The organism is Agrobacterium sp. FDAARGOS_525 (assembly GCF_003938925.1).
Classification (GTDB): domain Bacteria; phylum Pseudomonadota; class Alphaproteobacteria; order Rhizobiales; family Rhizobiaceae; genus Agrobacterium; species Agrobacterium pusense.
Genome location: NZ_RKIU01000003.1, coordinates 573,723 through 596,505, shown reverse-complemented (window position 1 = coordinate 596,505; position 22,783 = coordinate 573,723). Strand labels below are relative to the sequence as shown.

Genomic DNA, 22,783 nt, shown 5'->3' with positions numbered 1-22,783 from the left:
TCAGGTAAACGCCCCCACTGCGCAACTTTGGCCGCCGTCGACCGGCAGGCAGATGCCCGTGATAAATTTTGCTTCATCGGATGCCAGAAAAACGGCGGCGCGGGCGATATCGAAGGCATCACCCATGCGCCCCACGGGCACCGCGGCATTACGCGCCGCCACCATTTCCTCGACGGAGGCGTACTGGCTGCTGATCTGCTTGTAGATCAGCGGCGTATCGATCATGCCCGGCAGAACGCAATTGGCGCGAATACCTTGCCGTGCGTATTGCATCGCCAGCGCCACGGTGGCCTGGTTGACCGCGGCCTTCATGGCGTAATAGGCGAAATAAGGATAGCCGGTCCAGCGGATCGAGGCGAGTGAGGAAATATTGACGATGGCGCCGCCGCCCTGCCTCAGCATCACCGGCAGAACAGCCTTGGCGGTGCGATAGACAGAGCCGATGTTGAGATCGACGGAGGCGCGAAAGCGCTCCTCATCCAGCTCCACCGGCCCGCCCATATGCGTCACGCCGACATTATTGTGCAGGATGTCGATGCCATCAAAGGCATCGCAGGTTCGTGCAACTGCCGCTGATACGGATTCCAGCTTCGTGACATCGGCGGCAACGGCGATTGCCTCAAAACCTTCTTCGCGGATGATCTGCGCGGTTTCTTCAGCCGCGCCGGCGGAGAGGTCGACACAGGCCACGCACGCGCCCTCGCGGGCAAATTGCACGGCCGCAGCCTTGCCATTGCCAAAGCCCGGCCCCGATGATCCTGCGCCAAATACAAGCGCGCGTTTTCCCGTCAGGCGACCTGTCAAAACAGTCTCCATTAAAACAGCCAGAAGTGATCGGATCGGCCCCGCTTGCGGCGGGACCGATTATTTGCTGACCGGTCAGGTCAGGCTGGCGCCAACGGCCTTTTCAAGAATGGCCCAGGCTTCGTCGCCATATTTGCTTTTCCACTCGGAATAGAATCCGGCTTCCTTGAGGGCTGCACGGAAGAGCGATGCGTCAGTATCGTTGAAGGCCATGCCCTTGCTGATCAAGTCTTCCTTCACCGAGGCGTTGAGCTTCGCCACGTCGGCGCGTTCATCCTTGCCGGCCTGATTGAGGTTCTTGGCAACGATGGTGCGCAGGTCGTCCGGCAGCCGCTCCCACGCGCGCTTGTTGGCGAGGAACCAGAAACCATCCCACATATGATTGGTAACCGAGCAGAACTTCTGCACTTCGAAGAGCTTCGCGGTGGAAATGATGGCCAGAGGGTTTTCCTGGCCGTCGACGACGCCGGTCTGCAACGCGGTGTAGACTTCCGCGAAGTTGATGGAAGCGGGAGCCGACTTGAAGGCCTTGAACATCGAGGTCCAGAGAGGGCTCACCGGCACGCGGATCTTGAAACTTTCGAGATCGGCAGGCGTGGTGATGGGTTTCGACGCGCTGGTGATCTGGCGGAAACCGTTGTCCCAGATCGTATCCATGGCGACGAGATTCTGTTTGGCAATTTCACCGCGTACATATTTGCCGAGATCGCCGTCCATGGCCGCCCATACGGAATCATAATCCGGGAAGGCAAAGCCGATGCCGCTGATGGACGCGTTTGGTACCAGCGTGGACAGGATCAGCGGCGAGAGCGTGAAGAATTCAACGCCGCCGGAACGCACCTGGCTCAGCATGTCGGTATCGGCCCCCAACTGGCTGCTGGGGAATATCTTGATATTGACCCGCCCGTCGGTTTCTTTCTCGATACGATCGGCCGCTTCCTTGGCGCGCACGTTCATGGGGTGCGCAGCCGGCAGGTTATTGGCATATTTGTAGCTGAATTCCGCGGCGCGTGCGCGCGATACGAACGCGGTGGCAAGAACGGCAGAACCGGCGCCGGCGAGCATGGTACGTCTGTTGATGATCATTGCTTTCTCCTCCCAAATAAAAGCATGTGTCGTTCGTCGGCATGGCGGGTGCGGACCCGCCACGGTGTCAGAGCAGAATTGTGGACAGACCCGGAATTCCGGCAATCAGCAGCAGGCCGATGACCATGGCTGCGAGATAGGGCCAGATGGCACCCATGGCTTCATCGGGCGAGACATTGCCGATCTTGCAGGCAATGTAGAAGCCGATGCCGATGGGCGGCGCCATCAGGCCGATATTCATGGCGACCACAACGACCATCGAATAATGGATGTCGTTGATGCCGAGCGTGCGGGCAATGGGGAACATGATCGGCGCGAGCAGAACGATTGCAGGCAGTCCTTCCAGCACGCAGCCGAGGATCATGAAGATCAGGATCGACACGATCATGTAGGTCATCCAGCCGCCCGGCAGGTCGGTTATCATCGCGGTCAATTCGAAGGCGAAACCGCTTTGCGTCAAACCCCAGGCCATGGCGGAGGCGCAGCCGAGGATCAGCAGGATCGCGCCCGAGAGCGCCGCTGTCTCCACCAGCATCGAGTAGAGTTTTTTCAGGCTGATCCCGCCATAAAGCACCGCGCCGATAATCATGGCATAGAGCACTGCAATGGTGGATACTTCGGTCGCCGTTGCCACACCGCCGCCCACAAGGCTGCGGATAAGGAAAGGCAGAACCAGAGCGGGTGCGGCAACGAGTGCCGCCTTGCCGACCAGCGGCCACGGAGTGCGTCTGGCGCCATCCATGTTTTCATTGCGCGCTTTCCACCGGGCCAATACCGCCAGCACCAGAAGCAGCACCATGGCGATCATGAAGCCGGAGGTAAACAGGCCGGCAATCGATACGCCCGCTGCCGAACCGAGGACGATGAGAACGATGGACGGCGGAACGGTATCGGCCATGGCGGCGCCGGTGGCCAGCAGTGCGATCATTTCCTTGGGCTTGTGGCCGCGTCGCTTCATTTCCGGAAACAGCGCAGGTGCGACCGTTGCCATATCTGAAACCTTGGAGCCGGAAATGCCCGAGACCAGAAACAGCGAACCGAGCAGAACATAGGACATGCCCGCGCGGATGTGGCCGAACATCGAGGACAGCAGTTCGACGATCGCCTTGCCCATGCCGGTTGCGTCAAGGACGCAGCCCAGCAGCACGAATACCGGCACCGACAGCAGAATGATGCCCGACATTCCTTCATCCATGCGCCCGACCATAACGATCATCGGAACCCAGGTGGTGAAAGTCAGATAGGACAATGTTCCAAGGCCGAAACAGAAGGCAATGGGCACGCCGAGCGCCAGAAACACCGCCACGAACAGGCCGAGGAAGATCGCCAGGTTAAAATTGCCAAAGGATTCCAGTGTGGGCGACGCCAGAAACAGAAGGCCGGCAGCCACCGCAACCGTGACGATAGCGGCGACGATGTCCCGCAGCCTTTCCCTCCGGAAGAGGTTGTTCATGACCAGGAGCAACATCAGGGAGGCGCCGAATGGCAGGGCGGCGGCGCGGAAAGTCATGGGAATGTTCAGCGCCGCCGATGTGACGACCCATTCCTCGATGGCGTATTCGATTGCGGGCTTGATGATAGCCGCAAGAAATGTCGCCACCAGCACCAGCGCCAAAGAATTGATGTAATCCAGAAAACGCTGCGGAAACATGTTGAGGAACAGCGTCAGGCGCAGGTGCTCGCTACGGTCGATGGCAATGGCCGCACCCAGCATGGCAAACCACAGGAAGCACAACGACGCCGTTTCATCGATCCAGACAATCGGCAGATGCAAGGCATAACGTGATGTCACGCCGAGCAGAAGCAGGCCGATCATCAGCGCCAAAAGAATGGCTGCCATGGCCTCGACCGGCCGCATGAACCAGGAGCCCGTTACCGGCTCCGTGTGCAGTAGCTCGCCGTCGAGCACAAAGACGTCGTCATTCGCGTTTGCGGTCATGGTCATTGGGGCCTCCTCTCCCGCAGAACAACCTTCGCAATGGATGGTGGTCAGCAAGGCAGAATGTCCGGGCCCCAGCCACGATCATGGCCGGCATCAGGATATATCTGTCATCGCAAGACCGGCCAGACCCCTCCAAAAGTCTGAGCGTATCGGTATATCTCCTCCACGATATGGACCGTTACAAAACCATACGTTCGGGATACACAGGAAGAATGATAAAATCAATAGTAAAAGGCCGCAATTACACAGTTTTAGACTCGCGTATAGAGGTCCATATAGTGGATCTTACTTTGGCCCATTCGAGCTTGTGCCTGTGCGATGATCCGGGCGACAGACGCCATCCTGCCTGACAAGTGAACATCGTCGGCATCGAATGATCCCCTCGATGCGCCCTGGGGCCGCAACGCGACCCGCGCCTCAAATGTCCTTTGCGAGGCGCAGGGCGTCGTAGATCGCCGCATGGGTGTTGCGCGCCGCGACGGCATCGCCGATGCGGAACAACCGATATGTGCCTGTCGGATTGCGCGCGACGGTCTGAGCCTCTCCGGCGAGCAGGGCGTCATAGGAAACCTCCCCGAGATTTGTCGAGCCGGGCTTGAGTTCGAAATACAGTTCATCCAGCGGGACTGTACCGTGATTGACGACGATCTGGTCGACGGTGCGCTGTCTGGAAATGCCGCCATAGTCGCTGCCGACGTGGGCGACGATCTGGTTGCCGCTTCTTTCGGCTGCTTCCAGCCGGTAAGTGACGGTGAATGTGGCGTCGAGCTTTTGCAGCGAGCGCATATAGGGAACGAGATTCATGGCCATAACTTCAGGGGCGAAGGAGCGATCCGGTGTCATGATTTCCACCTTGCCGCCAGCCTTGGCGATGAGCTCGGCCGCCTGAAGGCCGGCATGGTCTCCCGCGTCGTCATAGACGAGAACATTGGCACCCGGCCTGACGTCTCCGGAAATAATATCCCACGCGGAGACGACCAGTTCGTTGCCCTTAGACAGCACCTCGGTATGCGGCAGCCCGCCTGTGGCGATGATCACCACATCGGGTTTTTGCGAGAGAACCGTGTCCGCTTCCGCCCAGCTGTTGAAGTGGAAGACGACACCGAGCTTTTCGCACTGGCTCATGCGCCAGTCGATGATGCCGGTCATTTCCCGGCGGCGTTCGCTCTGCGCGGTGAGGCGAATCTGCCCGCCCGGATGGCTGGCTGCCTCGAAGACCACGACCGTATGGCCGCGTTCGGCACAGACCCTTGCGGCTTCGAGGCCTCCCGGCCCGGCGCCGACGATAACCACCTTCAGGCTTTTCGCGGCCCTGGTGATGGCGTGCGGCATGGTTTCCTCGCGGCCGGTTGCCGGATTGTGAATGCAGAAGGCAAGGCCGCCCTGATAGATGCGGTCGAGACAGTAATTAGCGCCGACGCAGGGACGGATATCGTCCTCCCGCTTTTCCATGATCTTGCGCACAATATGCGGATCGGTCATGTGCGCGCGGGTCATGCCGACCATGTCCACCTTGCCGGTGGCGATGGCATGCCGGGCTGTGGCAACGTCCTGAATTTTGGCGGCATGGAAGGTCGGGAAACGTGTCGCTGCACGGATTTCCCCGGCAAAATCGAGGTGCGGCGCACTTGCCATGCCCTGAATCGGAATAACGTCGGTCAGGCCGGGATCGGTATCGATATGCCCCCTGATGACGTTGAGATAATCGATCAGACCGCTTTCTTTCAGCAGTCTGGAGATTTCGAGGCCTTCTGCCTTTCCGGTGCCACCCTCCAGACATTCATCGGCGGTGTAACGAACACCGAGGATGAAGTCCTCACCCACGCGCCTGCGTATCGCCCGGAAAACGTCGAGGCAGAAACGCATGCGGTTTTCAAGCGAGCCACCATAGGGGCCATCCAGCTCGTTGGTCAGCGGGGAGGCGAACTGATCGATGAGATGACCATAGGCCTCCAGCTCCACCCCGTCCATGCCGCCAGCCTTCATACGCTCGGCGGCGTCGGCGAAATCCTTGATGACACGCTCAATATCCCAATCCTCGATTTTTTTCGGAAAGGCGCGATGAGCGGCTTCCCGCTGGTGTGAAGGTGCGAGCACCGGCAGCCAGTCACCCTTGTCCCACCGGGTGCGCCGGCCAAGATGAGTGAGCTGGATCATGATTGCCGACCCCGCCTCGTGGACGGCGTCGGTCATTTCCCTGATCCACGGAACGATTTCATCCTTGTACGCGAGCAAATTGTTGAAGACGGGAGGGCTGTCTTTCGAAACGGCGGCTGAGCCTGCGGTCATCGTCAACGCCACGCCGCCTTTCGCACGCTCGACGGTATAGGCGCGATAACGCCCTTTCGGCATGCCGTCTTCCGGATAAGCGGGCTCATGCGACGTCACGATGATACGGTTGCGCAGCGTCAGGTGCTTCAGCTGATAGGGTTGAAGAAGGGGATCGTTCGACATGGGCCTGCTCCAAGGGGGGGGGTATGGTGCGAGGCTAAGAGAAAATGTACATATGTGTCAATTAACAAAACACCAGTGTCTATAAGTTAGACAAGAGTGTACGCCTCGCCTTGTCGCGCAGGGACTGATTTGCTACTCAACTGTCATGGACGCGACATTAAACGAAACCGGTTGGCGTGGATCGCAGGAGGGTTGGCTTGAGGCCGCCTACGAGTCCCTGCTGGAATCGGGGGTGGATTCCGTCAAGATTTTGCCGTTGGCGAAGAAGCTCAATCTCTCGCGCACCAGCTTTTACTGGTTCTTCAAGGATCGGGAGGAGTTGCTGGCGGCGCTTTTGTCCCGCTGGCGCGACAAGAACACGGGAAGCATCCTCAGGCAATCGGAGGCCTACGCGGAAACCTTGGCCGAGGCGATGCTGAACGTCTTCGATTGCTGGCTGGATCCCTCGCTTTTTGACAGCAAATTCGAATTCGCGGTGCGCAGCTGGGCGCTGCAGTCCGATGATATCCTTGCCGAGGTTCGCAAGGCGGATGCTGTGAGAATGGAGGCGCTTTCGCGCATGTTCGTCCGTTTCGGCCATCCCGAAAATACTGCGGATGTGCGCGCCCGCACCACTTATCTCGTGCAGATCGGCTACATTTCCATGCAGGCCGAGGAAGATGTGGCAGTGCGGATGAAGAGAATTGCGGATTATATCGCCATCTATACCGGCGAGGTGCCGCAACAACGGGAGCTTGATCGATTTTATGCGAGGCACGGATACAGGCCAGGCCCCGGGGCCTGACGCCTGCGTGCGGATCTCGACAGGCGCGGACAACCCTCGGGACAGCGATAAGTGACGCGGCCAACGCCTTCGATGCCAGTCGGATTACGCCGTTTGGGATGGTACAAGAAGAAGGGGCGGCCGGGCTGCAATCTATCTGCAACATTCACCAATCAGTGGTGGGGATGGCAAGAGCTCATCTTTGGGGGAAAGTCATTGCGAATCCTGCTTCTCGAGGACGAACCCGAAATGGCGCGGGCGCTGCTCGAAGCCTTGCGCCGGCGCGATGTGCTTGCCGATCATGTCAGTACCATCAGCGATGCGGATGTCCTTGCGCGTGACGGCTCCTACGATGTGCTTGTCCTGGATCGCCGCCTGCCCGATGGTGAGGGGCTGAACCTTGTATCGGCGCTTCGCCGCAGCAAACATTCCGTACCGATCCTTGTCCTGACGGCGCTTGGAAGTGTCGATCACCGCGTTGACGGGCTGGATGCCGGCGCGGATGACTATCTCGCCAAGCCTTTTGCGATAGAGGAACTGCTCGCCCGCCTCAGGGCCCTTCACAGGCGCGGCCCTTCCATTTCCGACAGATATGCGATTTTCGGAAATCTGAGCATTGATCAAAGAAGCAATGAAGTCAGCGTTGCCGGCTCCATCCTCGAGTTGCGGCGTCGGGAATATCTGGCGCTCGAAGCCCTGATGCGGCGCCCGAACCGTATCGTGACGCGGTCCAACCTGATCGAGGCGGTTTATACGCTCGACGACGAGATCGAGTCCAATGCGCTCGATGCCCACATCTCCCGTATCAGGAAGAAGCTGGCGCAGGCGGAAGCCACGGTGGAGATTAGAGCCGTGCGCAATATCGGTTATCTCATTCGGGCAAAGTCATGAGTTCGCACCACAATCAATCCCTGCGATGGGGGCTGATGAAGCGCCTTCTCGTCCTGCAGGCTTTCTTGCTCGTTCTCTTCGTCGTTCTTCTCGTTGGCTGGATCTGGATCATCGATCCAAGGCTGGAAGGCGCCAATGAAGAGGCTGTGCGCATCATTGCGGAAAGCGTGACAAAGGATGGGCAGGGGCGGACGCAGGTGTCGGCTACACCCGATCTGGAGGCGCTGAAACAGCGCTATCGCAATCTCTGGTTCATGGTCCGGGACGCGGAAGGAATCGTCCTTCGATATGGAGATATCCCCACTTCCGTCGTGACGGGGGCATTTCCTTTGGGCATCGAGAGGGCGCGTCTGGAGGCTGGGGAAACAGTCCGGGCCACGATGGAGAACCGCGATACGCCCGCCGGACGGCTGCAGTTCATTGCCGGGACGGAAAAAGGTCTCGCGAATGATGGCGTGAATATCTGGATCAACATACAGCTGGATCTGGAAAAGGATGCGGATGGTGCCATTCGCTGGTTGACCGTGCTGCCGGGAATTGGGTTCATCATTCTTGTGGCCGTGGTGCCCATGTTGCTGCTGACGGGTATTGCGACATTGCTGGTGACCCCACGTGCGGTCGGCCGTTCACTGAGTGGCCTCATGGAAACGGTCACCCAAGCGCAGTCGATCAATTTCGAGAACCGGTCCGCCCGTATCGCTCGCTCGAAGGTGCCGAGTGAAATCATTCCGCTGGTGGATGCCTTCAATGTTGCCCTCTCGAAACTGGACGAGGGCTATAATCGCCGCAACCGCTTCCTGGCCGACGCCGCCCATGAACTGAGGACGCCGATTGCGATCGTGCGCGTCCGCGCCGATCTTCTTCCCGATGACACGCTGAGCCGCCAGCTGCGGGCGGATATCGACCGGCTTACCCGCGTCGCACACCAGCTTCTCGAAATGCAGGCGGTGGGCGCGGTAGACCTGCCTGCGGAAGAGCAGGATTTGAATGTTCTCGTCGAACGCATCGCGACCGATCTTGCCCCGATTGCGATGGATGCCGGTTACGAGTTCGATTTCGAGCCGGGCGAAAAAGAAGCCCTGCTGACGGTCCAGACGTCGATCATTGAGATGGCGGTCGTCAACCTCATCCGCAATGCCATCGATCACGGCGGCGGCAGGGGCGCCATTGTCGTCCGGGTGGGTGCAGCAGGAACCATAGATGTCTCCGATGAAGGTCCGGGCATACCCGTTGACGAACGCGAGCAGGTGTTCGAACCGTTCCATCGCATCAACACCAGCTCCTCCGGTGCCGGCCTTGGCCTCAATCTCGTGCAGAAAGCAGCTGAGCTGCATGGGGGCAGGGTGCTGTTCCTCGACCTTGATCCCGGCTTCTGCGTTCGGCTGGAGATCCGCTCCGTCACGCCAGGGAGCGGTGCGGGGCCATGAATCGCCTCCGGGAAGTCCGGACTCCTGAAGTTCTTAAAATAAGATTAAAGAAGTAAGTATAATCACATGAAAAATAACAATTATATTCAAATAAAACAGCCGCGTGTAATCCAGGCGCAATTCTCGCGCGGAAAATGCCCGTATCTGCTGCGCTCATTCGCACAGGAGACCATAGGAGCCGGTTTCCGGTTCTTCAACGCGAACGGAAATCCTGGCGCCTCAGATTGAGACGCCCCTGGTTTCGTCTGGAGTCATTCATGTCGTTCATTGCAAAATCGCTTGTTGCCATCAGTATTATGGCGGCACCGAGCGCCTATTCCGCTGATCTTGCCAACTACAATGCGCAGCAATTCGATTATACCAGTCCGCCAGCCTTTTCCTGGAATGGGGCTTATATCGGCGCACATGGCGGCGTCGCCTCACCAAAAGTCAATCCTCTGGCCAGTGGCCGTGGTCTGACGGGTGGCGTACAGGCCGGTTACAATTTCCAGTTCGGCTCCGGTGTCGTCGGGGCGGAGCTGGAGGGCTCGTATCTCGGCAACGAGGCGCGGGTGCCGAATGGCCGCCTGAGAGAGCGTTTTCGTGGCGCCGCCAAGCTGAAGGCCGGTGTGGCGCTTGATCGTACCCTTCTTTACGGCACCGCAGGTCTGACCACGACGAAATTCAAGGATGGAAACGGCGTTACCGGACCGGACGACTGGAAGCGGGGCTATCTCGTGGGAGCGGGTGTCGAACAGAGTTTCGGCGGCGGCCTGTCGGCCAAGTTTGAATATAACTACGTGAACACGGGAAATGTATCGACGGCGACCTCCAGCGGCAGATCGAAGACGGATGTCAGCGATCACGTCGTCAAGGCGGGCCTGAACTATCGTTTCTGATCCGCTGATATATGACGCAGAAGCATAAGACCGCCGCTTTTGGGTCGAAGCGGCGGTAAGGGGAAATGGCTCGAATGGCGAGGGGGCCGTAAGAGGATCATTCGCATTCGAGTGAGGGTTGCCGGAAGCTCGTTACATACCAGTCGTTACCGGAACCGCGGGTGTAGAAAGTGTAGTAGCAATCGATGCGCTCGACATAACCAGGCGTTTCGGACACTTCGTAACGCTCGCCATGCCGCGTCGAGCGGACCTCGCCGCTTGATGATCCGGCCACAACCTGCGTCTTGTTCTTGCGCCACTGATAGGCCTGCTGGCCGGGGCCGAGGCTATACACATTGTCAGGCGGCCCATAGTCCAGCATCACGCTGGTAATGGGTGCGCCGACATAAGTTTTCATCACGGTTGATGCGCAGGCTGTGAGCAAGAGCGATGTGGCGGCGATGAGGGTGATTGCCGGCGGGACTGCAAGTGATGACCTGTCGGACATGGGAATTCCTTTCAGCTGCGGTAAATTTCAGCAGGGATAGGAACAGGTCATTGCAGGTACATTACACTAGCAGACGGCGCGATGGACGGTCGTCTCGACGGGCCCGTGCTTCAGCGGGGCGCACCTGAACGGAATTTCGGCTTTGGTGCGCTGACAGGCTGTTGTTGACTGTGATGATACTGCTCTACAGCACCAGGGCTACGGGCGGGATTGACCGCCCTGACACTGGCCACCGGAGCCAGTATCAGCTTCCATCCGAGAGCCAGCCAGCCTTTTCAGGCAGACGAGTTAGCGGCTGCGGGCGTTCCGAAGCTGGGCGAGGGTTGCCAGCGTATTGCCGCTGATGGACATTTTGCCATTGCCGAACAAGTCGAGACGGGGATCGGAAGGCGAATTGTTCATTTCATACCTCAGCAAAAAGCGGTCAATCAGCTTGTCGACCTTGCCGGCTTCCTGCAGGTCCCTCATCTTCAGTTTCTTTTCGATCATCTTTGCCTGCATCTCGACCTTGGAATTTGCGGTTTCCGCGGGAATTCCAAGGGCGGTGCGGGTGAATTCCGAAAGCGCATTGTCAGCCAGTATGTCGTAGGCATTGGAAATGCCGCCGGCCATCCGCTTGAAATAGAGAGCAAGACGAACACCGGCGTTTTCTTCTCCCGCCCTTTCCTCCAGCGTCTGCCGAACGTATTTGTCACGCGTTTCCATCAGGCCGCGGTTGTTCTGGACATGCTGGCTGGCTGTCGCGCGAATATTCCCCTTGGTGTCGAAGTTGAAGGAACCGGCAAGCGCGCGAAAGCGGGGATCCTTTTCGGCGTTGGCGAAGCTTTTCGGGTCCTTGAGGTCGGATTTGAAGATCTTTTTCAGATAATCGGTGCTGACCGATTTGGGGTCGATGCGTTCGGCAACAAGCATGAAATCCACCAGACGGCGATCGGCAAGCAACTGATCAACGGTTTCCAACGTCTCCATCTGCTGGCGGTAATAGGCGGCCTCCGTCTTTGCCTTTTCCTTTATCTTGTCTTTGCTGTTTTTCTGGCGATAGGCGGCGAGTTCCTCATCCTGCTTGCCTGTTTTCTCCCTGCTCTTCGAGGCCGTGTTCCATCGGGTCATTTCGAGAACGTAGTTCCGGGAGATGCGGGTAATCTCGTTTTCGGCCTGGGCCAGCCGTGGCGAGCCTATCCTGCCTTGGGCATCGAAATTATAGGCTTTCGCCAGCCGAACGAACCTTTCGTCTTTGAGGCTGCGGACATAACTTTTCGGGTCCGACAGGTCACTGGTGAAGACCTTCTTCAACTTGAACGTGGAAACCTCTTCGGGGCTGATGTTGAATGCCTTCAGCGCGAAGTTGCGAATGGTAACGGCTGCCGGTGCAGCGGAGAGGAAGTCCTCCAGGTTTTTCGTCAGGCCGATATAGCGTCTGTAGTCCTTGATCGTCTTTTGGTCAGCCGCCTCCTGTGCGTCGTCGTAGCGGCTAAAATAAAGTGTCATCATCGTACTGAGCTGGGCGGCGGTCTGGATCGTCTTTCCGGCAGCGATCTTGCCTTCCCCGTCGAAATTGAACGCTCTCGCAAGATCGATGAAGCCTTTGTCCTTTTCGGCGTGAAGCGCGCTTTGCGGATCGTCGGGATTTTCGCGAAGCGCCCACTGGATTTTCTTGTCGGTATCGGTGTCGTCCCTGAGGTTGAAGGCGACGATCAACATCGTTCTAAGACGGGAATTGGATATGAGTTGTTGGGCATCGGTAATCTCGTTCATCTTTTGCGCGAAGAAGTCGCGATTGAGAACTGCGCCGGTCTGCGTCAGGCGAGGATACGATAAAACATAGGTTTCGTTGATCAGCCGCTTCTGGGTTGCCGTCTGCGCTTTCGTGCCGTCATCCACGAAACCGTCATCGCGGAAATTAAACGCTGCCGCCATTTCGAAGAGCTTGTGTGCATTGGCGATGCGCTTGTTGTACTGGCCGAGCAGATAATCGATTTTGGCCAGCGACGCCTTATCGGCGGAGGGGACTTTTGCGCGTTCGATGCGCAGATCGGCGGTCTTTGCCTGCCATTCCTCGACCAGAGGTTTGTAGGTTGTGTTGACATAACTGTCGGCGCTGCTGATATCGCTGGTCAAAACATCCCGCAGATGTTTGTAGTTGAAGGCTTCGGCGTCGATGCCGAAGGATTTGAGAACATAGTCCCGCAACCGCGTGTTTTTGAAGATGTCATCCACATGGCCGACCGTGTCGATGACGATGTTGTAATACCGCGTTTCCTCCTTCAGTTCGTCGTCTCGTTGTTTGTGTGCATCGTGATAGGCGGCAACCAGCCGGTCCTGCTGGGTTTGCGTTTGAACCGTTTTTTCCGATTTGATAGTGCCGAAATCAAACGCCGCCGCAAAGTCGCGGTAGCGGGTGTCCTTCAGCTTGTTGGCGAAACTGTTCGGGTCGTTGAGATTGCTTTCCAGCACCTTCTTCATGAAGGCGGCGGCGTAGGTCATCTCGCCGAGGCCATAGGCCTTAATGGCGTAGGAATATAGCCTGTGGTCCTTCAGAAACTCATCGAGATTTTTGATCTTGCCAATATTGTCGGCGTAATATTTGGCGTCGCGCGATACGATCGGATCGTTTGCGACGCGTTTCAGTGACGATGCCAAGTCGCGATTATAGAGGGTGTAAGTTGTATATGCGGGCAGCATCCCAAGCCTCCGGACAATATTCATTCGTGAAAACTGTCAATATTGTTTCGGATATAACTTGTGTGTGGCTGTATTTATTTAATTTATACTTCATATAATTCTTTAGTGTTTAATTTATAAAATATTGATTCATTTGGTTCTTTTGTTCGCAGCGGTGTCGGTACAATACATCGTCGCTGGAAGTGGTAGAAAAATCGGCGGTTTATCCAAAGCAGGGGAAAAGGAGCGCGCGCCCGGATCGGGGCGCAACGACATGTCGAAATCTCCGCGGGGACAGTCCTGCGCGTCGGGTTATCCATGGCGTGCTTGGCCGCAAGGCAGGTGCGGCTGCGCTATGGATTGCTGCGGGAAACCGGCGCAATGGCGGCCATTTGCTGCAATGCCCGCTCGTTCGTGCGCTTTGCCCGTGCAAGCGCATCGTCTCGATCCTCCGGCAGCGTGTAGGTCATATAGGAGAGGGAGGTTTCGAGATCGTTGTTATTATGCCCGAGAATGGCGGCGAAATAGCTGTTCTTGGTCACGTGGGGAGGTGCGAAATTATGATAGGCCACCTCCGCATAGAGATGCCGAAGACCATAGGGCTTGGGAAGCTCCTCCTTCGGCCAGAGATCTTCGAAGAGGTTAAAAACCGTGTCCCTGAGCAACAGGCGCGTCTCCGATGAAAAATCATCGATCGACATGCCATGCCACAATTTTCCCTGCCCGCTTTCGCGCAGGCGCTTGTAGGCGGCAAGAATGGTTTCCGAGCGGGCAAGCACCGGGATCTCATAGGTCACACCGTATTTCGTTCCCTCGCCCTGTTTTGTCTTGGCCTGGCCGTTGAACAGGACGCTCCATTTGGAAATGCCCTTGCCATAGGGAGCAGGCGAAAATTCCGCCTGGGTAAAGACTTCGTAGGGTCGGCGTCCGGTCATGCCGATCAGGCCGATGCCGATCATCAGGGGATCGGCTGACAGGAGTTTGTCGGCACAGATCTTCAGAACCTGGCGGTAATTCTCGAAGGTGATCAGCGCGCCGTGCTTTCTGGCGATCTTCTCCATCTTCACCCGTCGCGCATCGTCATACATCGCAGCGTCGCCGGTGGCGATTTTCAGCATCGGGTGATCGTCGCCAAACGCCTCGCGGATGGCGTTGCGATATTTGGTGATGTAGGAGATGATCGTTGTCTGGGCTCTGCCCTTCATGGTGCTGATTTCAGCATTCCACAGGGTCTGCATCTCTTCTTTCGTGCCCATGCCGTTCATCGCAGAAATGAAATCCGCGATGCGTAGAAGAACGGTGGGTTTGCGGCCGGCTGTATTATATTCCGCGCGTTCGATTTTCTCGACGATCGAGGTTGCTACGCCCGTTTTCGGATAGTCGGCACGTTCGATGTAGGTTTTCAGCCGCTCGCGCAGTTTTTTCATGTTGCAAATGGCAAGCGGCGTGCTCTTGGGACCGAATTCGGCCTTCAAGGCGTTACGGTACTTCATGATGTAAAGTTCGAGAGTCTTTTCGGTGCGCCCATTGTCGAAATGGTAGCGGACCTCGGCGTCCCACAGATCGCGGATCTTTCTGTTGCGCGAGGCGTCGTCGTTTTTCATCGCCTCTTTGACCTGTGCGACAAAGTGGTCGATGCGTTCCACCAGGACCGGCGTTTTTGTTTTTCGTTTTGAGGAAAGCATGCGGCGGCTCCCTGAACCGGTCCGGATATATAAATCGATGGTTTGCGATCAACAGCAGCAGGATTGCAGAAATAGATCAACATCCACTGCAGTCCGGTTCTTTTGAATAATAGTTTAGGCGATTCCGCAAGCGCGATGCGGAAAAGCGTCGGCAGTCCATTCGCCGCCAAGGATTGTCGAGGGCTCCTGTCGTAGCCCGGGTCAAGGTGGTGAGTGAGACGCCGTTATTTCGGCAGCCGGGTCTTCAGCGACGTCACGATACGCTTGGCCAACCCTTCATAATCCTCGTCAAAGTGGTGGCCGCCCTCGATGCCGACCGCCTCCACGCCCTTGGCTTTCAGGCCGGGGCAGGGGTCTTCGTCTTCTTCTTCCGTGCCATATATGCATTGCACCAGCTTCGGATCGATCTTGGCGATGTCATCCACCGTTTTGCCGCCCTTGCCTTCGCCGGCCACGCCAAGCCAGCCTTCGACGGAAATTTCGAAATCCACTTCGGTGGAAAGACCCATCAGGGTCAGCTGCACGACATGCGATTTGTCGCGGTCGGGCAGCAGATTATAGGTGGCGGGGATAATATCGGCACCGAAGGAATAGCCGATCAACACCACATTGCGGACTTTCCATTCCTTGCGATAGGTATCGATGATGCGGCCGAGATCGCTTGCGACCTCCTGTGGTTTCTTTTCCTTCCAGAAATAGCGGAGTGAATCGACGCCGATGACGGGTATGCCTTCCTTCTGGAAGGCGCCGCCCACTTCTTCGTCAAGATCGCGCCAGCCGCCGTCGCCGGAATAGATCACCGCCATGGTGTCCATGACAGGGCTGGTTTCCAGAACCTTGATCGGCAGGCCGAGCGGACTGTCGGTGTCGCCTGCGGCGTCGACCTGGTCGGAGAGGGTCTGGGTCAGAACCTCGTCCGCCTTATCATCCACATCCGTCACGTCGATATCGGGATGCAGCTTGACAAGCGCGTTGACGTGGTCGCGGCCCTTCTGATCCGCAGCAGAGGTGAACAGCACGCTGACGGGGGCAGGAAGGGGACCGTCGGTCAGACCATAAACGGTTTCGCCATCCACTTTATCCTTGGTGGCGGGGGTACAGAGGATCTTCTCGAGAGGCAGGCCGGCCTTGGGGTCCACGGCGATGGCCTCCCGCACGGTGGAGACAGGGCTCTGCGCAATCATCGCCAGCGCCAGCGTTCCGCCCTTGCCGATGCCGGAAAGGATGGGCTGGCGATAGCTGCTGGTGCCAGCGGTGCGCTGGATCTGCTGCGAGAGTGACTCGATGTCCGAGATCATATAGATGCACTCGTCATCGTCGGCCTCGAGCGCCTTCAGATATTCCTTGAAGTCGATGCCGACCACGGCGGCGCCCTTTTCTACCAGCGCCTTGGCACGGGTCTCATCGGCCGCCGACCATCCGTCCGCATCGGAAATCAGGAAGACGCTGGCGAGGATGTCGCCATCAGGCACCATGATGTGCCCGGCGGGGATCATGCCGGTTTCGTATGCGGGCTTGTCCTCAGCAAAAACGGCGCTAGAAACGAACAAGGGGGATGCAAACAGGGCGGAGGCGGCCAGAACTGCTTTGAGCATGCTGAATCTTCTCATTTTCCGATCACTCCTCTGACACCGCCGCTGATCAGAACCGTCGCATCCATCAGCGCCAGAGCGGCATCTGCACCGTTCTGTACGGCGAGGTAACGCGGTTCCCATTTCGGGTGGAACTTGGCCTTGAAGGCGCGAAGCCCCTTGAAGTTGTAGAATCGTTCACCGTGTTCGAACAGTGTGCTGCCGATCCGGTCCCAGACGGGCGCCGCGTCGCGTTTAGACATGCCGGACATGGGCGCCATGCCGAGATTGAAGCTCTCGTAACCGGCCTCGCGCAGATATTGCATGATGCTGACGAAGAGAAAGTCCATCGAGCCGCGCGGCGCATCCGGGGAAAAGCGTATGAGATCGACGGTGGCTTCCTTTTTCGTATCCGTCACCATCAGATTGGCGAAGGCGGTGATCTTTCCATCCTTGCGCAGCACGGCAACGGGTTGCGACAGAATGTAGTCCGGCTCGAAAGCACCGAGCGAAAAGCGTTTTTCGCGGGTGTTATGGTGGGCGAGCCAGCCGTCGGAAACCTGTTTCAGCTCTTCCAGAACATCCTGCACCTGGGTCTTTTCGATGACCTCGAAGGTCAGCCCGTCGCGCGCGCCGCGGCTCAGCGACTGGCGAAGATTGGCAAGCTTGCCACCTTTGAGTTCGAATGCGGTGAGATCGACCAGGGCCAGTTCGCCCAGCTTGAAGGCGCGCAGACCCGCGTCGGCGCAATGGGACAGCAGGAAGGGCGAAATCTGATAGAAGGCGGCACGTGCGCCAGCCGCACGGGCTCCTTCGACGAATTGCCACACGAGATCAGGGAAATCATCTTCATCGCCGACCGGATCGGCAAACGCGATCCATGAGCGGCCCTGAATGCCGTACATGATGAAGGCATTGCCGCTTTCGGAAAACATCACGTGCTTGTCGCCCATGCGCACCAGATTGGCATCGGCCGCATCCTGCTTCATGACAATGTCTGTAGCACTTGCGATATCTTCGGCCTTGATGGCATCCGGGCGGAAGGCCACCGGCCTCATGAGGCTGAAGATGGCGATGGTGGAGGAGGCAAGCACGAGGCCTAAAAGGGCGCGCAGTCCGCGTGGCGCTTCCTCGGAGAATTCGAACTGCCACCAGAGCGTATGGCTGTAATCGGTATCGCGATAGACGAAGAGAAGGATGGTGGCCGCGCCGGCGACGATGACGGCCATGGCCGCGAGCCAGCTTGGCCCGAGCGCCTGTTTGACCAGAGAGGCGTGACGGTTGAAGCTGCGCATGTTGGCGGCGAGCGCGACGATGAACAAGCCGAGAAAGATCGCTTCGAAAACCGCGATCGCCTTGAGAAGCGAGAGAATGAGCGCCAGAGATGCCGCGACGAGGGCGATCCACCATGCGCCATCCAGTCTCTGCCCCAAGCCGCGGGAGGCGACGACGAGGCCAAGGCCGAGAATGCTGGTCAGAAAGTGAGCGGCCTCGATGATAGGCAACGGGACGAAGTTCGAGAGGAAATCCAGGTTGCTGCCCGGCGTCGGTGTCACGCTCGAGAAAATCAGCATGGTGCCGAGAATGATCGCGAATGTGGACAGCAGCGGTGGCGCCAGCCGCACGGCAAGCTGGCTGATATCGGATACAACGGGCTTTGCCGCAAACTGCTTCATTTCCGAAACGATCATCACCAGAATGGCGACCACCAGCGGCAGCACGTGGTAAATGACGCGATAGAGAACGAGGCTTCCGAGCAGCTGATCAACGCTGATCGCATTGCCGAGACCGGCGACCATTACGGTTTCGAAGACCCCGAGGCCGGCGGGCACGTGGCTGAGAACGCCAAGCCCCACGGCCGTGGCATAGATCGCGAAGAAGGTCGGCCAGCCGAGATGCGTTTCCGGCAAGAGCACGTAAAGAACGGAAGCCGAGGCGGCGATGTCGAATGCAGACACCAGGAACTGACGCGAAGACGTACGGCTGTCTGGAAGGCGCAGTCGCCATTTGCCGAGGCGTATCGCCCTGCCATTGCGCCCTATATAGGCCGTGGCCACGAGAATGGCGATGACGGCGAGCGCCGCGCCCCTCAGCACGAGCGGATCGAAACCGATGATTGCGGCGATGCGGGGCGCGACGATGAAGGTTGAAAGCGCGCTCACCGACAAAAGCCCAAGGCCGAACGACAGCGTGACGAAGGCGATGACCCGTGCGATGTCTCCCGGGGAAAGCCCCAGCCGGGAATAGGCGCGGAAGCGGATGGCGCCGCCGCTCAGCGGCCCGAAGCCGGCGGTGTTGCCGATGGCATAGGCCGCGAAGGCCGTGACCGCCATTGACGGAAACCGCACTTTCTTGCCGACATATTCGATGGCATTGGCGTCATAAAAAATCAGTGACAGGAAGCTCAGCGCGGTAAAGACGATAGCAAGAAGAACCGAGGAAAAAGACGTGTCGAGAAGGGCCGCAATCACATCGTCGTATCTTACTTCCGAGGTGAGACGATAAATTGCAAACGTCATCATCACGAAGATGAGCGTTATGGCCGCGGCCGTCAGGTAGGCACGGTTCCTGGCAAAAAAGCTTTCAACCGCGGAGTCGGCAATATCGGTCTCTGTAATTTCGCTCTTGTCTGCCATTTATCTTTTCCAGCGCCGTCCCGTCGGTTGGCGAACCACAGGATTGTGTCGCTAATTCGTTTCAGTTGCGGAAATTTGCTTAGCAGAAATGCGTGACGTGTCGATGTGAAGTTTGGACAGGTTTCCGGATGATTTTGCCAATTATATTCCGATGAATGCAACCACGAAATGTGCGATTTCCGAGTTTGATGAAAACGCGACGAAATTGATCGCGCCGGTTGCTTGGTGGCGGCATTTGATGCAACTACACGCTCCTTTGGATTGAAGGAGATACCAATGAACATGCCCACAAGAATAGTCGTTTCACTCGTCGTCGCGCTCGTGGCGGGCGCCGGATATATGGCGGTGGACAAGATGCGCGGTGCCGAATGGGTCGTTTCGCCGCAGCAGATTGCCGAGGCTAAGGCAAAGGGCCAGATGGGTTATGAATCGCAGCCGGGAACCGTAACCGTGCTGCCGATCCGCAGCGAGACGGCGGACGTGCTGCCGATGAAATGGGCCATGATCGGGCTGGTGGCCGGGCTTCTGACCTTCCGTGCGACCGGCAGGAAAAAAGCGGCAAAGGCCTGAAGGCCCGCCGCTTTCTGTCTCCGGCGCTTTGCGCCGGGGATGAAACTTTATTTTTGCCTCACGCGCCCCAGGTCTTTTCCAGCACCCGAATCCAGTTGCTGTGGCAGATTTTGGCAAGCGCCACGTCGTCATAACCGCTCTTGCGCATCGCTTCGACCAGCAATTGCAGATCGGCCGCATCCTTCATGGCGGCGGGTATGGTGGTGCCGTCGAAATCCGAACCGAGCGCCACGTGATCGATGCCGATGCGGTTGACGATGTAGTCCACATGGCGAACGAGTTCGTTGAGATCGGTATCCGGGTTCTTCACGCCGTCCTGACGCAGGAACAAGACACCAAAGTTGATGCCAGCGAGGCCACCCGTATCGCGGATGGCGTCCAGCTGACGATCCGTCAGGTTGCGGCTGTGGTTGCAGATTGCGTAAGCGTTGGAGTGTGATGCCACCAGCGGTGCATCCGATATCCTGGCGATGTCCCAGAAACCCTGTTCGTTCATATGCGACAGGTCGACCATGATCTTGAGTTCGTTGCAGGTCTTTATCAGCCGCTTGCCGGCATCCGTCAGGCCCGGGCCGATATCCGGTGTTGAGGGGAAACGGAAGGGAACGCCGTAGGCGAAGATGTTCGGGCGGCTCCAGACCGGTCCGAGTGTGCGCAGGCCCGCCTCGTGAAGAACGTGGAGGGCATCCAGATCAGCACCGATTGCTTCTGCGCCTTCGATATGGAAGACGGAGGCGAAGGCGCCCTCGGCCATGGCCTTGCGGATATCGGCGGTCGTGAGGCAGACTTTCAGCGCGCCCTTTGACTGCTTCTCGGCCCGGAACAAAAGGCCCGCCATGGCAAGCGTCGCCTTCAGCGCATCCGCCTCGGTGGGCGTCGGGTAGTCGCCGTTGGCGTCCTTATCCATGCTGGGCGAAGGTACATAGACGGCGCAGAGGCCACCGGCGAGGCCGCCTTTTTTTGCACGAGGCAGATCGATATGGCCGACGGTATCGCCTTCGATCAGAAGTGTTTCGGGAGAAGCGTTGCCCGATCGCCATAACCGCAGAAGCACGTCATTGTGGCCGTCGAAGACGGGTACGGTTTTTTGATCGGTCATGGTCTCACCTTCGGAAATGGGATTGCGCGGACGCGCCTGCGGACAAGTTTTCGGAATTGGTAGAGGAAAGGTCAAGGCGGGAGCAAATGCAATCCGTGCATAGGCTCTGCCAAATTTGGAATTGGTCGGGCCTCGTTTGCTCGTGGTAATCGCGGGAAAACATAAAAAAAACGACTGGATTGGGGCAAACCCACCATTTTCCGAAAAATAAGGTCCGAAAGGGGATTTTCGATGATTTCAAGACGCAACCTGTTGATTGCCGGCGCCGCCGTTCCGTTCCTGTCCTATGCGCGCATCCCGGCCTTTGCCGCCACGCCGAAGGATATTCTGGTCGTTGCGCAGCAGCTGGACAACATGACGAGCCTTGACCCACATGAAGGTTTCGAGGCTGTCGGCGGTGAAATCATCTCCAACATGTATCAGAAGCTGGTGCGCGCCAACCGCGAGGATTCCACCAAGGTCGATCCCGTCATCGCCAAGTCGTGGGAAGCCGATGCGGACAGCAAGGTCTTCACCTTCACCATCGGCGACGACGCGACCTTCTCGAGCGGCGCCAAGGTCACGGCGGAAGACGTTGCCTTCTCGCTGCAGCGCGCCATCAAGATGAACAAGAGCCCGGCCTTCATCATAAGCCAGTTCGGCTTTGCGCCTGACAATGTCGAGACGACCATTGTTGCCGCCGACGAGAAGACGGTGAAGCTGACGACGGCGAGGCCGACCGCCATCTCCTTCCTGCTTTATTGCCTCTCGGCCAATATTGGCGCGATCGTCGAAAAGAAGGTGGTTCTTGCCAATGCTTCTGGTGAAGACCTCGGCAATGGCTGGCTGCAGAAGAACAGCGCCGGTTCCGGCGATTTCGTGCTGCAGGCCTGGAAACCCAGCGAAAGTGTCGCGCTCAACGTCAACCCGAACGGCCCCTACAAGGGCAACATCAAGCGTATCATCCTGCGCCACGTTACCGATCCGTCTTCCCAGCTGCTGATGCTGCAGAAGGGCGATATCGACATTGCCCGTGACCTGACCTCGGAGCAGCTGCGTACCGTCAAGGACGACGCCAATATCGAGCTGGAGCGCAAGTCCATCGCTTCGCTGGTGCTGATCTCGCTCAACCAGGGCAATGAGAACCTTGCGAAGCCGCAGGTCTGGCAGGCGATCAAGTGGGCGCTGGACTACAAGGGCATGCAGGAAAACATCGTGCCGCTGACGCACGAAATCCACCAGAGCTTCGAGCCGAAGGGCTTCCCCGGCGCCGTCAACGACATTCCGTTCCAGCGCGATGTCGAAAAGGCCAAGGCACTGATGGCCGAAGCCGGCCTTGCCGATGGTTTCGAAATCAGCATGGACCATTATTCCGCCCAGCCTTATCCGGATCTGGCGCAGGCCATCCAGGCAAACCTTGCCGATATCGGCATCAAGGTGCGCCTGCAATCGGCCGAGAACCGCCAGGTTCTGACCAAGATGCGCGCCCGCGAACACCAGATGGCGCTGTCGGCCTGGGGCACGGATTATTTCGATCCGCATTCCAACGCCGATGTCTTCAACATCAACAAGGACAATGGCGACGACGCCAAGTCGAAGCCCTTCCTGTGGCGTTCGCGCTTCAAGAACGACGACTTTGCCGCCAAGGCGGAAGCCGCGCGTGACGAGAAGGATCCTGCAAAGCGCGTGGAGCTTTATGAAGCGCTGCAGCGCGAGCATATGGAAAACAGCCCCTTCGTGTTCATGTTCCAGACCACCAAGACGGCAGCCTTCCGCAAGGGCGTTTCCGGTTTCGAACTCGGCGTTCTCTCCGAGGGCAATTCCTACCACGATGCGAAGAAAGCGTGACA

General features: G+C 58.0%; 16 protein-coding genes. 6 read left to right on the top strand and 10 right to left on the bottom strand.

Annotated elements, in window-relative coordinates:
* The 4 genes from EGT36_RS04180 to EGT36_RS04165 all read right to left on the bottom strand — a co-directional run bounded on the left by EGT36_RS04180 (nt 1) and on the right by EGT36_RS04165 (nt 6,286).
* Nucleotides 1-804, bottom strand: a complete 804-nt coding sequence (locus tag EGT36_RS04180) for an SDR family NAD(P)-dependent oxidoreductase (protein WP_162719315.1) — start codon at nt 802-804, stop codon at nt 1-3.
* A gap of 75 nt (nt 805-879) precedes the next feature.
* Nucleotides 880-1,890, bottom strand: a complete 1,011-nt coding sequence (locus EGT36_RS04175) for a TRAP transporter substrate-binding protein (protein WP_004443559.1) — start codon at nt 1,888-1,890, stop codon at nt 880-882.
* Nucleotides 1,891-1,957: 67 nt separating this feature from the next.
* Nucleotides 1,958-3,835, bottom strand: a complete 1,878-nt coding sequence (locus EGT36_RS04170; RefSeq protein ID WP_037091929.1) for a TRAP transporter large permease — start codon at nt 3,833-3,835, stop codon at nt 1,958-1,960.
* Nucleotides 3,836-4,249: 414 nt separating this feature from the next.
* Complete coding sequence (locus EGT36_RS04165; protein ID WP_004443552.1) at nt 4,250-6,286, bottom strand: NADH:flavin oxidoreductase; 2,037 nt, start codon at nt 6,284-6,286, stop codon at nt 4,250-4,252.
* A 145-nt stretch (nt 6,287-6,431) separates the two neighbouring features.
* Here EGT36_RS04165 and EGT36_RS04160 point away from each other — a divergent pair, with 145 nt between their 5' ends.
* From EGT36_RS04160 to EGT36_RS04145, 4 genes are all read left to right on the top strand, one after another.
* Nucleotides 6,432-7,070: a TetR/AcrR family transcriptional regulator gene (locus tag EGT36_RS04160; protein WP_006698730.1), complete on the top strand. Its 639-nt coding sequence runs from the start codon at nt 6,432-6,434 to the stop codon at nt 7,068-7,070.
* Between the two features lie 195 nt (nt 7,071-7,265).
* Nucleotides 7,266-7,940, top strand: coding sequence for a response regulator transcription factor (locus EGT36_RS04155; protein ID WP_037091920.1), 675 nt, complete (start codon nt 7,266-7,268; stop codon nt 7,938-7,940).
* A gap of 35 nt (nt 7,941-7,975) precedes the next feature.
* Complete coding sequence (locus EGT36_RS04150; protein WP_169692199.1) at nt 7,976-9,367, top strand: sensor histidine kinase; 1,392 nt, start codon at nt 7,976-7,978, stop codon at nt 9,365-9,367.
* Between the two features lie 257 nt (nt 9,368-9,624).
* A complete protein-coding gene (locus EGT36_RS04145; RefSeq protein ID WP_125270073.1) occupies nt 9,625-10,245 on the top strand; it encodes an outer membrane protein in 621 nt (206 codons plus the stop codon).
* 97 nt (nt 10,246-10,342) lie between these two features.
* Here EGT36_RS04145 and EGT36_RS04140 read toward each other — a convergent pair whose 3' ends face one another.
* The 5 genes from EGT36_RS04140 to mprF form a co-directional block, all read right to left on the bottom strand.
* Nucleotides 10,343-10,732, bottom strand: coding sequence for a hypothetical protein (locus EGT36_RS04140; RefSeq protein WP_004443537.1), 390 nt, complete (start codon nt 10,730-10,732; stop codon nt 10,343-10,345).
* Between the two features lie 288 nt (nt 10,733-11,020).
* Nucleotides 11,021-13,414 (bottom strand): DUF1217 domain-containing protein, encoded by a 2,394-nt coding sequence (locus tag EGT36_RS04135; RefSeq protein ID WP_037091914.1) that lies wholly within the window; start codon nt 13,412-13,414, stop codon nt 11,021-11,023.
* Nucleotides 13,415-13,746: 332 nt separating this feature from the next.
* Complete coding sequence (telA, locus tag EGT36_RS04130; protein ID WP_125270072.1) at nt 13,747-15,078, bottom strand: telomere resolvase TelA; 1,332 nt, start codon at nt 15,076-15,078, stop codon at nt 13,747-13,749.
* A gap of 224 nt (nt 15,079-15,302) precedes the next feature.
* Nucleotides 15,303-16,688, bottom strand: coding sequence for a virulence factor (locus EGT36_RS04125; protein WP_162699469.1), 1,386 nt, complete (start codon nt 16,686-16,688; stop codon nt 15,303-15,305).
* The gene (gene mprF / locus EGT36_RS04120) at nt 16,685-19,285 is read right to left on the bottom strand and encodes a bifunctional lysylphosphatidylglycerol flippase/synthetase MprF (RefSeq protein ID WP_125270071.1); all 2,601 of its coding nucleotides are present in this window, start codon (nt 19,283-19,285) and stop codon (nt 16,685-16,687) included. The genes EGT36_RS04125 and mprF overlap by 4 nt, the downstream gene beginning before the upstream one ends.
* 276 nt (nt 19,286-19,561) lie before the next feature.
* Here mprF and EGT36_RS04115 point away from each other — a divergent pair, with 276 nt between their 5' ends.
* Nucleotides 19,562-19,855, top strand: coding sequence for a hypothetical protein (locus EGT36_RS04115; protein ID WP_037091912.1), 294 nt, complete (start codon nt 19,562-19,564; stop codon nt 19,853-19,855).
* 58 nt (nt 19,856-19,913) lie between these two features.
* Here EGT36_RS04115 and EGT36_RS04110 read toward each other — a convergent pair whose 3' ends face one another.
* Nucleotides 19,914-20,954: a dipeptidase gene (locus EGT36_RS04110; RefSeq protein ID WP_037091911.1), complete on the bottom strand. Its 1,041-nt coding sequence runs from the start codon at nt 20,952-20,954 to the stop codon at nt 19,914-19,916.
* Between the two features lie 231 nt (nt 20,955-21,185).
* On the opposite strand from EGT36_RS04110, the gene EGT36_RS04105 reads away from it, so the two are divergent.
* Nucleotides 21,186-22,781, top strand: coding sequence for an ABC transporter substrate-binding protein (locus EGT36_RS04105; RefSeq protein ID WP_004443523.1), 1,596 nt, complete (start codon nt 21,186-21,188; stop codon nt 22,779-22,781).
* The last annotated feature ends 2 nt before the right edge of the window (nt 22,782-22,783 follow it).

What these genes read in the sequence shown, in the direction of transcription:
- EGT36_RS04175 (WP_004443559.1), bottom strand. Translation starts at nt 1,890, where the DNA reads ATGATCATCAACAGACGTACCATGCTCGCCGGCGCCGGTTCTGCCGTT.
- EGT36_RS04170 (WP_037091929.1), bottom strand. Translation starts at nt 3,835, where the DNA reads ATGACCATGACCGCAAACGCGAATGACGACGTCTTTGTGCTCGACGGC.
- EGT36_RS04165 (WP_004443552.1), bottom strand. Translation starts at nt 6,286, where the DNA reads ATGTCGAACGATCCCCTTCTTCAACCCTATCAGCTGAAGCACCTGACG.
- EGT36_RS04160 (WP_006698730.1), top strand. Translation starts at nt 6,432, where the DNA reads ATGGACGCGACATTAAACGAAACCGGTTGGCGTGGATCGCAGGAGGGT.
- EGT36_RS04150 (WP_169692199.1), top strand. Translation starts at nt 7,976, where the DNA reads ATGAAGCGCCTTCTCGTCCTGCAGGCTTTCTTGCTCGTTCTCTTCGTC.
- EGT36_RS04145 (WP_125270073.1), top strand. Translation starts at nt 9,625, where the DNA reads ATGTCGTTCATTGCAAAATCGCTTGTTGCCATCAGTATTATGGCGGCA.
- EGT36_RS04140 (WP_004443537.1), bottom strand. Translation starts at nt 10,732, where the DNA reads ATGTCCGACAGGTCATCACTTGCAGTCCCGCCGGCAATCACCCTCATC.
- EGT36_RS04135 (WP_037091914.1), bottom strand. Translation starts at nt 13,414, where the DNA reads ATGCTGCCCGCATATACAACTTACACCCTCTATAATCGCGACTTGGCA.
- telA (WP_125270072.1), bottom strand. Translation starts at nt 15,078, where the DNA reads ATGCTTTCCTCAAAACGAAAAACAAAAACGCCGGTCCTGGTGGAACGC.
- EGT36_RS04125 (WP_162699469.1), bottom strand. Translation starts at nt 16,688, where the DNA reads ATGAGAAGATTCAGCATGCTCAAAGCAGTTCTGGCCGCCTCCGCCCTG.
- mprF (WP_125270071.1), bottom strand. Translation starts at nt 19,285, where the DNA reads ATGGCAGACAAGAGCGAAATTACAGAGACCGATATTGCCGACTCCGCG.
- EGT36_RS04115 (WP_037091912.1), top strand. Translation starts at nt 19,562, where the DNA reads ATGAACATGCCCACAAGAATAGTCGTTTCACTCGTCGTCGCGCTCGTG.
- EGT36_RS04110 (WP_037091911.1), bottom strand. Translation starts at nt 20,954, where the DNA reads ATGACCGATCAAAAAACCGTACCCGTCTTCGACGGCCACAATGACGTG.
- EGT36_RS04105 (WP_004443523.1), top strand. Translation starts at nt 21,186, where the DNA reads ATGATTTCAAGACGCAACCTGTTGATTGCCGGCGCCGCCGTTCCGTTC.